The 12120-nt window shown below is 43.4% G+C and carries 10 protein-coding genes, 1 tRNA gene and 1 pseudogene; 1 reads left to right on the forward strand and 11 read right to left on the reverse strand.

The genetic code is table 11. The features are described from left to right. Positions 1-4: 4 nt before the first annotated feature. The 11 genes and pseudogenes from folB to F6K49_RS08850 all read right to left on the reverse strand — a co-directional run. Positions 5-370, reverse strand: coding sequence for a dihydroneopterin aldolase (folB, locus tag F6K49_RS08800; RefSeq protein WP_293044580.1), 366 nt, complete (start codon positions 368-370; stop codon positions 5-7). A 343-nt stretch (positions 371-713) separates the two neighbouring features. After that, complete coding sequence (gene plsY, locus F6K49_RS08805; protein WP_366511364.1) at positions 714-1394, reverse strand: glycerol-3-phosphate 1-O-acyltransferase PlsY; 681 nt, start codon at positions 1392-1394, stop codon at positions 714-716. An 86-nt stretch (positions 1395-1480) separates the two neighbouring features. After that, complete coding sequence (locus tag F6K49_RS08810; protein ID WP_293018365.1) at positions 1481-2671, reverse strand: RNA-guided endonuclease TnpB family protein; 1191 nt, start codon at positions 2669-2671, stop codon at positions 1481-1483. 178 nt (positions 2672-2849) lie between these two features. Next, complete coding sequence (locus F6K49_RS08815) at positions 2850-4094, reverse strand: DUF3086 domain-containing protein (protein WP_293018366.1); 1245 nt, start codon at positions 4092-4094, stop codon at positions 2850-2852. A 98-nt stretch (positions 4095-4192) separates the two neighbouring features. Then, positions 4193-5377, reverse strand: a complete 1185-nt coding sequence (locus F6K49_RS08820; RefSeq protein WP_293095916.1) for a transposase — start codon at positions 5375-5377, stop codon at positions 4193-4195. A gap of 156 nt (positions 5378-5533) precedes the next feature. Continuing rightward, complete coding sequence (locus F6K49_RS08825) at positions 5534-5947, reverse strand: DUF3119 family protein (protein ID WP_293095919.1); 414 nt, start codon at positions 5945-5947, stop codon at positions 5534-5536. 198 nt (positions 5948-6145) lie between these two features. Beyond that, positions 6146-6232: transfer RNA gene (locus F6K49_RS08830), tRNA-Ser, on the reverse strand. 273 nt (positions 6233-6505) lie between these two features. Then, positions 6506-8866: a ComEC/Rec2 family competence protein gene (locus tag F6K49_RS08835; protein ID WP_293066892.1), complete on the reverse strand. Its 2361-nt coding sequence runs from the start codon at positions 8864-8866 to the stop codon at positions 6506-6508. Next, positions 8866-9345: a DUF4079 domain-containing protein gene (locus F6K49_RS08840; protein ID WP_293095922.1), complete on the reverse strand. Its 480-nt coding sequence runs from the start codon at positions 9343-9345 to the stop codon at positions 8866-8868. Before F6K49_RS08840 ends, F6K49_RS08835 begins: the two co-directional genes overlap by 1 nt. Before the next feature lie 474 nt (positions 9346-9819). Next, complete coding sequence (locus F6K49_RS08845) at positions 9820-10701, reverse strand: hypothetical protein (protein WP_293040046.1); 882 nt, start codon at positions 10699-10701, stop codon at positions 9820-9822. A 279-nt stretch (positions 10702-10980) separates the two neighbouring features. Continuing rightward, positions 10981-11109, reverse strand: a pseudogene (locus F6K49_RS08850) (IS200/IS605 family transposase); the annotation flags it as partial. Positions 11110-11181: 72 nt separating this feature from the next. Between F6K49_RS08850 and F6K49_RS08855 the strand changes: the two are divergent. Next, the gene (locus F6K49_RS08855) at positions 11182-12021 is read left to right on the forward strand and encodes an SGNH/GDSL hydrolase family protein (protein ID WP_293095925.1); all 840 of its coding nucleotides are present in this window, start codon (positions 11182-11184) and stop codon (positions 12019-12021) included. Positions 12022-12120 lie beyond the last annotated feature (99 nt).

A 12120-nucleotide genomic window follows, 5' to 3' on the forward strand; every position in this document is an offset into this window, starting at 1 on the left:
CCTCCTACCTATTGTGACGGGTTCTAGTCACTTCCAGGGTGATATTACCTCCAAAATCTGGAATCGGGGCACCAGGTTTGCTTAACTGCACCTGAACTTGCTCCACCTTATCGAATTCTAGAATCGCATTAGCAATTTGAACTGCCAATTTTTCGATCAGGGCACATTTTGAGGTTTTAACCAAATGCTTGACAGTATCAATAGTTTGCCGATAATCCATGGTATCCCTAAGGTCATCACTTTCTCCCGCAGGGCTTAGATCTAGCCACAGGGTCAGGTCTACTTCAAACCACTGTCCTAGGGTCTGTTCTTCCGGTAGGTAGCCAGTGTAACCGTAGCAGCGAATATTGCTCAGTTTAATACAGTCCATCATTTGTCAAGTTTTCCCTCATCTATGCTTTATCACCAAAGTCAACGATTGCCATTAGCGCTACTACTTTGGGTTAATCGCTTTTAAAATCTAATGTTTAAAAATGAGAATTGCTGGAATTTACTACCAGAATTTTTGTCTCAATTCAACCCCTAGCATACAACGATATCTCTTGCTGTGCTTTCACCCTTCGTTCTCTTGGTGCGCGTTCACGCTTGTCGGGACACCCGACCGGGGTCGCACCGCGTCGCAAAAAGTGCGGTGTTGCACCGCTGCCTAAGTCCGCTCCTTTATTAGATTTGTACCCAAGCAATCCATAACCAGGGACTTGTGTTTTATAGTCTTAGTCTGTTCCAGTCTCTAAGGATACTGCTGGAGAAAGGGGTTTCCCGATTTGGGGTTCGGTACCTGTAAGTAGACGCTGGATGTTACTGCGGTGACGGATGATCACATATATGCCAGCAGCAATACCAAATAGCTCATAGGCAAGAGGAGCTTTGGTAAGGTACATCAGTAGGGAAACAGCGATCGCACCAGCAATGGAACTGAGAGAGACAATACGAGAAATGGCCAAGACTACTGCAAATACACCTACGGTTCCTAACCCTACAGGCCAAGACATGGTGAAGATAACACCTATACTGGTCGCAACGGATTTACCTCCGGTGAAGTTTAGCCAAATGGATTTACTATGACCAAAGATAGCAGCAAACGCAGCTAATGCCACTAACCAGGGTTGCCACGTTTCAGGCAGTAGGGAAACTTGTGTCAGGGTATAAAAGCCATTGACTAGACTAATAGCAGCTACTCCTTTCAAGGCATCAATCAGTAATACCACCACTGCTGGTCCTTTGCCCACAGTTCTCAATATATTGGTGGCACCGGTGGAGCCAGAGCCATGCTCACGAATATCAATATCTTTAAGCCAGCGTCCTGCTAGGTAACCAGTAGGCAGGGAACCTAATAAATAGGCTGAGATTACTAGTAGCCCACTCCAAGTTAAGTTAAGTACCATTGGTGTCATGTTGAAAATTTTCACAAGATCCGGCATTGACATCCTCCCGCCGCTAAATCCGGCGATTATAGCGGGGGATTCCTAAGACTCACGACTTAGGTTTCTGCTTCCTTCTCCCTTTTTTTGGAGTTTTTCGCACCAGCCTTCCGAGACTTACTCTCCTCGGGTCTTACGGTCGCTCCACAGACTGACACGGCAAGCCCTGCCGCCAAAATATTAATTGATGCGTTGATATCGCGATCGTGGTGAGTATTGCAAGATGGACAATCCCACTCTCGAACATTTAACGGTAAAGATTCGACGCGATTCAAGCACACAGAACATAACTTGCTACTGGGAAACCATCTGTCAATTGATACAGCTTCACGGTTGTACCACTCTGACTTGTATTTGATTTGACGGATTATTTCTGCCCAGTTAGCATCACTAATCACCAGCGCTAATTTGTGGTTTTTGACCAGATTTTTCACAGCTAAGTCCTCAAACGCAATCAATTGGTTTTCTTTGACCAGTTTAGTAGTTAGCTTGTGGGTAAAATCCCTTCTAGCGTCCTTGATTTTTGCGTGTATCCTGGCTACCTTCAATCTGGCTTTGTAGCGATTGTTAGATCCTTTCTGTTTCCGCGACAAAGCTTTTTGGTATTTAGCCAGTTTTTTCTTGAGCTTTTTAAAATGCTTTGGGTTAGCAATCTTATCTCCGTCACTGGTTGTAATTAGGCTAGTAATTCCTAGATCAAAACCAACTCGTTTATCCGTGGTAGGTAAACTCAAGTCTCTAGGGTCATTGAACCTGATCGAGACATGCCAACGATTGGACGGATCTAAACTAACTGTAACGGTACTTGGATTGCAGTTTGCAGGTAGCTGACGACTCCAGCGAATAGGCAAAGGTTCTTGACATTTAGCTAGATATATCTGACCATTTTTCCATTTAAATGCGGATTTTGTGAATTCCGCACTACCACCATTCCGCTTTTTCTTGAAGTTTGGATATTTAATGCGACCTGCAAAGAAGTTCGTAAAAGCAGTTTGAAGATGTCTTAATCCCTGTTGAAGTGGAACAGAGCTAACTTCATTTAAAAAGAACAAATCATCCTCTTTCTTCCATCCTGTCAACATTGAGGAAGTTTCTTTATAGCTGACTCGTTTTTGGTGCTCGTACCATCCTTTTGTTCTAGCGTCCAAGGCTTTGTTGTATACAAGTCTTACGCAGCCTAGAGTTCTCCTTAACAGAGTCTCCTGTTCAGGGGTTGGGTAAAAACGGTAACGGTAAGCTTTTTCAGTCATGCTTACATTTTAAAGCGTTCCGTGTAAGATGTCAAGGGGAGGTGCGCTTTCCGTTCGCCTTTGGCGAACGGAAAGCGCACCTAGCAATTCATGAGGGGCTGTGTGCGGAACCTGCGTCCGCACTTTATACGCCCCGTCTCCCGCTAACCCTACCGGTATAACGGGAGTATTCTTGCTCTTAAGGATAATCGTCATAGGTATACATCTGCCGAGGATCAGGTGCAAAAGCCAACCATAGGGGAAATTGCAATAATGAGAGACTGATTTTATCTTCGGTTTCGTCAACAATGATTAAGGCTAACTGATCCCGCTTGATCAGTCGTTCCGCTTTTTGAACCAGGGCTATTGGATCTTCAAATAAAACAACTCCCCGTTCTGGACCAAAATCACTGCGGGAGATTCCTAGGCAGTCCTGTAATCCTCTGCGCCATTCTCCCAGTCGTTCTGGGGTGTTGGCAAGGACAAGAGTACGTAGGCGATTGTCATATAGTGTCCGCAACACGGATATAACCGCTGAGGCAATTAAAACATTTTGTAAGCGGCTCCCCATAGTTTGCAGCGCACCACGACCACCTTGGGAAAAAAACCACTGAGACACTTTTTCAGCGTGAATTGGCTCAAAGGTACGACGCAGTTGCCAGGGAGGACCATAATAATCTGGCATTTTGCGATATTGATCCAACAGCTGACGAATCTGTCGGACTTCGTCTTTAAAGGCTTGTTCGGCAAATTGTGGGTTGCCTCTGGTGGGGGGTGGTGGGGGTTCTTCTAATGCTGGCCGTGGTGTTTCGGTTGGCGGCTGGGAGAGTTCCAGTTGTTCAGCAGCAGCAGCTAGGTCTTGTAAGGAGCCAACCAAATAATCTTTAAAGCCTTGAACCCGAATGGCTAGCTCTTGAGATACACCCGCAAAACTGGTGCGCATTTCTTCACGAATGCGTTCCCGGCGGCGTTCTAATTGCTCAATAGAAATTTGCAACTTTTGCTTGCGTTGCTCCAGTTCGGTCAGACCTTCAAGTATCATCCGCTCCACAACTGCTTGGGTGGTTCCCAATTCCTTTGAAACCAGTGACTGTTCATGGTTTTGCAGATGGGCAATTCTCTGTCTCAACTCCTGTTCTTTTTGCTCAAGTTCAGCCACAGTTTGAGCTAAGCTAGCCATTTTTTTTGCTTGATCTGAAGACTGCCCTAGTTGAATTTGACTTACTTTCTCCTCCTGCAGCGGATCACTTGACTGTGTGGCTTTAGCTTTGTCATGGTCTGATAGGGTCAGAGAAATGGGAGGAAGGTCGGGAGCTTGAGAGTTATCCCTAGGAGTAGCCCTATCCTGATTTGGCAAATTTGACTCCTGTGAATTATATAATCCCTTAACTGCTTGGTTTTTATCTTGCTCTTGTTCTGGGTTTTGTGGGTCTTCGGAATTCATTTAAACTGATTTCTTAATAACTTATTCACTAACTACCTAACCTCTACTCTATACTTTGAGGTAATTGACACTCCCCACGGTTGTAAACCGGGGGATTCTTACTTCACAGATTCAACTTGCTCAACCAGGTCGGAACCAAGAAAAGTAGAGGCCAAATCTCCATAAGCGTTTAATAAGGTTTCGGTGTGCCCCACCGTACCCAAGGCTGTTTTGAGGATATTGATTGCAGCATTGTGGTCTCGATCCAACTGACAACCACACTTACAGACGTGAGTTCTAGTTGAGAGCGACTTTTGAACCACTTCGCCACAATCAGAACAGTTTTGGCTAGTATAGGCAGGATTTACTGCGACAGTTATCCTGCCAAATTTATTGCCAAAATACTCTAGCCATTTTCTGAATTGATACCAACCTGCATCATTAATAGACTTGGAAAGACAGTGGTTCTTTACTAAGTTTTTAACTTTTAGATCTTCATAGGCCACCAAGTCGTTAGACTGGACTACGCAACGTGCAAGTCTCTTTGCATGTTCCTCACGCTGCCTACTTATTCTAAGGTGTGTTCTACCTAGTTTATTAATGGCTTTTTTGCGGTTGGCAGAGCCTTTCTTTTTTCGGGATACTCGACGTTGATAGAACTTTAAGAGTTTTTCACCCGTTCTGTAAAATCTAGGATTGGGTTCAGCTAACCCTTCGGAATCAGTATAAAAGTCTTTTAGCCCGACATCTAAACCAATAGTATTTCCTGTTGCTTCTAGTTGATCGTGGTTGTCTACTTTAAGGCAAAACTGAACATAATACCCATCAGCCCTTTGGACGATCCGAACCCGCTTAATTTGCTTATTGTCGAATCGCCACAAGTCCCAGGTACCCTTGAGTCTAACCTTACCTATCCCTTTTTTATCCCTAAATACAATCGACTTCTGATCAGGGGATAATTTCCAACCGGATTGCTTATATTCAACGGAGCGACAATGCTTCTTGAATCTGGGATAACCTTTTTTGCCTGGCACCTTCTTCTTACAGTTGTCATAAAAGCGTTTAATTGCCCGTTCTACGTTTTCTACAGAAGCTTGACAGGCATGACTATTGAGTTCTTTTACAAAGTGAAATTCATCTCTTAACTGAGTGTTATAGCGATAGAGTTCTTTCTTGCCGATACCTCGATTGTCCATCCAGTATCGAAGCACTTTGTTTCGGACAAAACGAGCTGTCCTGATCGCTTCATTTATTGCTAATTTTTGAGGCTCTTTTAGGACAGCCTTGAACTCCATAACCAACAATTAAAATCACCTCCTTAGGTTATTTACATTACTTTACTTACTATCATAGTCGATATTATAACGCAACAGTTCCCAAACAGTTAGGGAATAAATTCCTGTTCGGGCTAACCCCATAAATGGAATTTAGGTGCTTGCGCCCTCATGGTTTTCGGTCAGTTAGATTTTAGGGAAGTGTTCTTCTAGGCAAGTTCGTAGCAGCTTTGGGTCAAAGAGAATTGGTATAAAGTGAATGCTTTTGACTTCTGAGAAATAAAACAAAATCGGTACTGATGTCCAGAAGATTTCCCAATTTTGCCATTCCTGATAAGGAAAACGCCGGATCAGGGTCTCGGAGCGATAAATATCCAAGGCGGTTTCAGTAAATTGCAGGCGTATGGTTACGGCCTGAAACAACAAGAACAACCCAAACAATGCGATCGGCGAAGCCGCGCCAAAGGCGATCGCTAAACTTACCCAGGGTTGTATGAGCACTATTGTCACTGCAGCAACAATCAACACTATAGGCAGTGTATAACTTGGAGAGAGTTCAACGGTTGATGTTGATTTTGGAGAATAATCAGCAGAAGTCACTTCGCTTAAATCCCGAGCTGATAAACTTGAATGAATATCTGAATATAATCTAATTCTAAGCCTATATTCCCAACTTCTTCGATCTTCCCAACTTCTTCTATGGCATTTTCTGGGATGACAGTTAGCTAATCTTACCTACTACCAGTATGTAGCACATGCCTGAGTAAGATTGACCAAAAATTGATTTAAATCCCTGTACGGAGAGGGGGGGATTCGAACCCCCGATGGCTTTGACACCATAACAGATTTCGAGTCTGCCACCTTAAACCACTCGGACACCCCTCCATGATCTAATCAAGCCGCACCCCAGACTTCATCTGAAATTTGAACACAAAACCCTGGAATTTGTCAAGCCTTCCGTTTAAAACTCGCCTGTTGCTGGGTGGTCAATGTTAAGTGAGCTAACTGAGGTGCGACCCGTGGCGAATTTAATTCTTAATGGGTCAAGGGCACCTAATTGAATTGATTATTGCGCGCTAGGTGTTTTAGCAAACAGCGATAGCAGTCAGATCAAGTCCAGTGGCATAGGGAATTGTATAGCGGGAAATGGGATCACCATCAAGGAACATCAATGTCTATCTCAATATCTTCAACAGTAGTCTTAAAACCACCATCCGGTGTCCACTGGATAGCACCATCACGGCCTGTCCAATAGAGGGTCATCTTAGCATTGCGCATTAGCTTCGCCGTGTAGGAATCCACTACATTCGATGATGCGATCGCAATTTTTGGCTGCAGGGCATCGAGGAATTCTGGCCTCAGACTTTTTCCCGACCACCAAAGTACTTGTAGGTCAGGGAAACTGATGGTTTTGGCTAACTGTTTTTGGACGCCTGGTTTGAGATCTCCTAGGAGTAACCAATTTTGGTCAATGATGCGCATCAGCAACACTGGTGGTTCAGTGTTGACTAATTCTATTGATGTAGAGCCAAAAGAGAGTATTTCACCCACTGGAATTGGTTGGTAGTTCGCCTCCCTAGAGGCTACTGCACTAGCGATAGAGTTACGGGTGACAATATCGTTCCAATTTTGAGCCTGAGACAATGGTCGTTGTAAATCAGTATTATCGTAGAAGGTCTCGATCGGTAAACTACCTAAAACCTGAACCCAACCACTTCTGAGTTGGGGCTGCTTGTCTAGAGCAACCGCCCAATTAATATGATTGATACCTTGCTTTTGCAGAAAAGGCAGCACTGTAAACCTTACTGTATCAGGGTTGCCACTATTGACCAACGTTACTTGTCCCTGGTCTTGAATCACTAAAATTTGGTCATTTCCTGTAGCTAGCACTGTAACTTGAAACAATTTTGACGCTTGTTGCCATTGGGGCAACACCACCACAGTGACAGCAACTAGACTAATCAGCCACCAACGAGGATGTAACCATTTAATCAAGCAAGCTAGAGCAATTAGCCCGTAGAGGAATAACAGTTGCCCTAGGGAAATTTTGCCCACCGCTACAGAACTTCCTGGCAACTGATTGAAAAATTGCACTAGTCCCATCAGTCCATGGGTTGGGTAATACAGTAACCAAGCCAGTCCACTTCCTGCTGTTGGCCAAATTAGTCCTGCCAAGGCGCTGACAATTCCACCCAAAGTGATTATAGAAATTAGGGGTGTAGCAATAACACTAACTGGTATAGAGTAGCTGGCAACAACTTGAAAAACATACAGTTGCAGGGGTAGAGTCCAAACTGCTGCTGCAATTGGCACAGCAACTAGGGATGCGATCGCAGGTGGCAACCAATCCAAACGTTGGATAATCTCTGGTGCAGTGATTAGTAATCCTAGGGTGGCCAGAAAGCTCAGCTGAAATCCCAAATCCCAGATCCACAAAGGATTAAATAGGAGTAACAGTGTTGCTGCTAACAAGAGTGACCCTAAAGGCTTCACTTTCCGTGCCGTCACTAATGCAATTAGGGCACCCACCCCCATCAGAGCCGCCCGCATTACCGATGGCTGTAGTCCAGTTAATGCCACGTAAATTAACAGTACACTCAAGCTAATACTGAACTGCTTTCCTTTGCTTAAACCCCTGGTAACGGCTAAGACAAAACCCAACAGCAAAGATACATGGAATCCAGATGCTGCTAAGGTATAGGCTAACCCAGCCTGAATAAATTGATCGCGGATATCGTAGGGCAAATCAACAGCACGACGTCCTAAAACCATTGAACTGACTAAGGGACCTGTGGGAGAGCCTAAAAAGCGAACTTGGGAACGGATAATACGTTGTCGCAGTCTCCACCATCCCCAGGGTTTGCCAATAGTTTCCTCATCAAAGTTTATTTGACGCCCACTCAAACCAGCAAAAGCCCCTTGACGAGCAAGATAGGCTCCAAAATCAAAGGCTCCGGGATTAGTCACTGGCTTGGGTTTATATAAAACCCCAGTTACGCTAATTATCTGACCTGGGTATAAACCAGTTCCTTGAAGTAATGGCACAGTTACATACAACTTGCCTGTCACTCCTTGACTTATCGCTCCCCCATCTTCGCGACTTTCAATTTCAGTTAACTGAGTAGCTTGTAACCAAAATTGTGTACGCTGATTTCGGGTCAGGCGAGGCATACTCTCCACTTTGCCTTCAACCTTAAACAGTTGCTCTGGAGCAATGCTATTGGTTGAGGGGACATATTCGCTAATGTCATTCAGTTCTGGTTGTGGTACCCGCAATTGAAAATAGACCACCGCCAAGGCCGAGATTAGTCCTGCTGCTACCCATAATCTTGGTTTTGGTCCTGTGCGCCAGAACCTGGGGAATGCGATCGCAGCCACTATCCCTGTGACAACCAATCCTGTTACCAAAGCTCTGTACTCTTGCCAGGGAATCTCACCAGTCGGTAAGTTGAGAATCCCTGTAGAAAGTAAGCCGAGAATATAAGCAAGACTTATTACTGTACCACTGGCAGGCTTCATTAGATCGATAAACCTAGCCTTAAGCCCAAAACGACATGAAGCAAGAGCAGGCAAAGTGCCGTACTTCCTAAGTAGGCATGAACGCTACGCACCAATGGTTTGTTACCGCCAAAGCCAGTCAAGGCAATCACCCCATTAGCAGCCAGCAAAATCAGTACGATAGATCCTGTCCAAAAGTGTGGGCTTTCTAGAATTGGCTGATACTGCATTACTAGAGACAACACCCCACCCGTGTAGCCACCTGCGATAAAAATGAACATCCAGGGTGCTATTTTTCGATGATCACTGCGACTCTGTAGTGCTATTTCAGGATCAGATACTACTCGGCCACGCCATCCTGCTATTCCCACAAAGCTACCCATAATCAATACCACAATTCCCATCATCAATGGGTGTCCCCAATGCACCACTGGCTCAGGAATACCTAAAATCCTAAATTGGTTAGCAATTGGTTCTAACAGCTGACTCAAATTTCCCACCGGTGTAAAACTATCCTCTCGATTAAGGTTGACCTAGCTTAAGTAACCATCTTTTTAGCATATTCAGAATTTGATTGGGCAAGAAACTCTCAACATGCCCAGATAGTGATGTTTAGATTCCTTGACATTTGTCCCTGGTTCAAAGGAGACGCAGGGCTTTAGCCCCCAGGGCAAACCCATCTAAATTTTTTTTGACAAATGACTTTGAGTATGCATCGAAGACTTGAAAGCACAACGCTAAGGGGATCGCTTCGAGATCCCCATTTGTTAGAGGGCGTCGCCTACGGCGAAAGCGTGGCCTACGGCCTCCGCGAAGCGAACACTTACTAGCTTATTAGTGACAATAATTTAATAACCCACATTGCTCACTCCTCACTTCTTTTATGATAATTCTTTTAAAGAAAACTAGTAATACTAAATAGGTGCGATTACCCTGGCAAATTGAGAACTATTATATATCCAAATTAGTATTTACTAATTTTTTTCTGTCGCTAACGTAGCTTTGGAGTTTTTTTGAGCAATGCCTTTACTATAGACAAGCCAGGTAAAGATGACTAATCCAGCTTCGGTTCCTACTAAATCGTGAAGGATATGAAATAAAGCATTGAAAGTCACTTGTGGATCAGTATAGGGATTCCCTCCAAACTTATCTAGAAGAAACACAAACGTTAAATTGACTCCAACTGAGAAAATTGGGAAAAGAATAATTTTCCAATCTTGGAGTATTTTATAGCCTCGATAGGTCAACACACCCAAAACTATAGTAAGTGCAATATAAATAGGAATCTTAAAATTATCGTTACCGGCTTTATAACCTAAAGGGTACAAAATTGAAACAACTAACAGACTAATCGCAAACACAATATTAATTAAATTGGTTATTATAGTAGTCTTTTCCACTAAACCATCGGCCCACAGCGCAAATGCTGAAATCAAGAAAAAGTAAAACATGAAATTCAGCATCGTAAAATCGTTTTGATAATACCAGCATTGGGTGACATGCCAACCAATTTCTGAAGCGATCGCCACCATCACAAAAGCTAGCCCCAGTTGAGACGCAAAAATACTTCTCGATGGCAGTCCTAAGTTTTTTAAACTGTTGTAAAAAATTCTCATCGCCAGAGGGATGATGGCAAAAACCAGCACGTGGGTGATAATTAATCCCAGTTTCCAACCATCGACTATACAGGTTCTAGAGGGGTCTGTCGGGGATTCTGCGATTCCGGGCAATGTGGCGAGAATATAGCCAAATCCAGCTAAACCAATTAAGAAGCAGAGTGCAGTAAACCCTAAGTTAGTAGTAAAAATCTTGCCATCGTTATTTTCGTGGGATTTAGTAAATTGCTTTGAAGACATTCATACAGCTCCTGCTCATAGACAACTAAAACAAATCGCCGAAATCCCTGGAGGAGTATCCCCACAGCCTAATACCAACTACTAATTCTCTCACAATAACTATCCCTGGAATCTAATAGTTAAGATAAATTTTAGGTTATCATTGATAAATGTTAAGTAACCATCAAATTTATAATGATTGCGTTACATATCTTTGTTAATATATAGATTGCTTTACAAGTGTGATGGGTAAATCCCCTGTACTTTAGTCGAGGGATATAAGCGAACAGATAAATTGATTCATCCGTGATGGGGGTCGCTAATGTACACTAAAACTTTCTGAGTGCTAATCTTGCCAGTGGTGTCAAACATATACGAAGGTGTCCATAAACTTGGCAATCTCAACAGGTCTGGAAATTATTGTCTAAGCAATAATGATCTTCGTAATTGGTTTGTTCATTGCTGTTACTGTACCTCACGCTTACTAGGAAACGCTATAGTATGAAGCAAAAATTTTACCCAAAATTGACCTTAATCGCTGCTTATTGCATCAGTCTATTTGAGTTTTCTCCCACCGCAGAGGCGCTCACCATCGATCAATGGTCTCTCAAGATTATGCCTTTAGGAGACTCAAACACTCGTGGTAAAGCATTGGATCGAGCCGGATATCGAGATGACCTGTGGGCATTGTTTAAAGATAATGGCTATAAAGTAAATTTTGTCGGTAGCGCTACCTCAGAAAATCCCGAAATAGTTTTAGGGCAAAAGAACACATATGTGTTTGATCAAGACCATCAAGGGCATGGGGGATTTGCCATAGCTGGTGTTGGAGCATCCAATGCGTGGTCGGATTTAAACTCCGAAATAGAAGATTGGCTGAAGCAAGCAAGACCGGAGATTGTCTTATTAATGGCTGGAACAAACGACATCCTTTTTCAGAATGAAAGCCCTGAAGATACGGTCAATGAAATGATTTTACTCATTGATAAAATTCTCGCCTGGTCAGATCAGGTATATTTGTTTGTCTCTTCAATTCCCCCGATTAACCCCTCTGCACTTAAAGATGGTACTATCAAGAATCAGAAAGCAGATAAATACAATAATCTATTGGCAAATTTGCTGACAGTAGAAAGTTATAAAAACAAGAACATTAGATTTGTTGATAACCGCAATCTATTCACCCCTGAACACATGCTTGAGGATGATATTAACCTAACCCCAGAGGGTTACAAAAAGTTGGCTCATGCTTGGTTCAAAATGATGATCGGCATTGGTACGAGGGAAGAGCAAGATGATATTCCTATAGATGTTCCGGTTGAGATCGAGATCTATAGTAATTGAGAAAAAAATCTGTAGCTGTTGAGACTACAAAATCCCTCGCTATGATCACTTCCGGTAGGGTTTGCTCATTGCTGTTACTGTACCTCACGCTTACTAGGA

It is taken from the genome of Moorena sp. SIO3I6 (assembly GCF_010672095.1).

Bases quoted from the DNA above. Each gene is read 5' to 3' on its own strand.
- plsY (WP_366511364.1), bottom strand. From the start codon at position 1,394: ATGACACCAATGGTACTTAACTTAACTTGGAGTGGGCTACTAGTAATC.
- F6K49_RS08855 (WP_293095925.1), top strand. From the start codon at position 11,182: ATGAAGCAAAAATTTTACCCAAAATTGACCTTAATCGCTGCTTATTGC.
- F6K49_RS08835 (WP_293066892.1), bottom strand. From the start codon at position 8,866: ATGAAGCCTGCCAGTGGTACAGTAATAAGTCTTGCTTATATTCTCGGC.
- F6K49_RS08815 (WP_293018366.1), bottom strand. From the start codon at position 4,094: ATGAATTCCGAAGACCCACAAAACCCAGAACAAGAGCAAGATAAAAAC.
- folB (WP_293044580.1), bottom strand. From the start codon at position 370: ATGGACTGTATTAAACTGAGCAATATTCGCTGCTACGGTTACACTGGC.
- F6K49_RS08845 (WP_293040046.1), bottom strand. From the start codon at position 10,701: ATGTCTTCAAAGCAATTTACTAAATCCCACGAAAATAACGATGGCAAG.
- F6K49_RS08810 (WP_293018365.1), bottom strand. From the start codon at position 2,671: ATGACTGAAAAAGCTTACCGTTACCGTTTTTACCCAACCCCTGAACAG.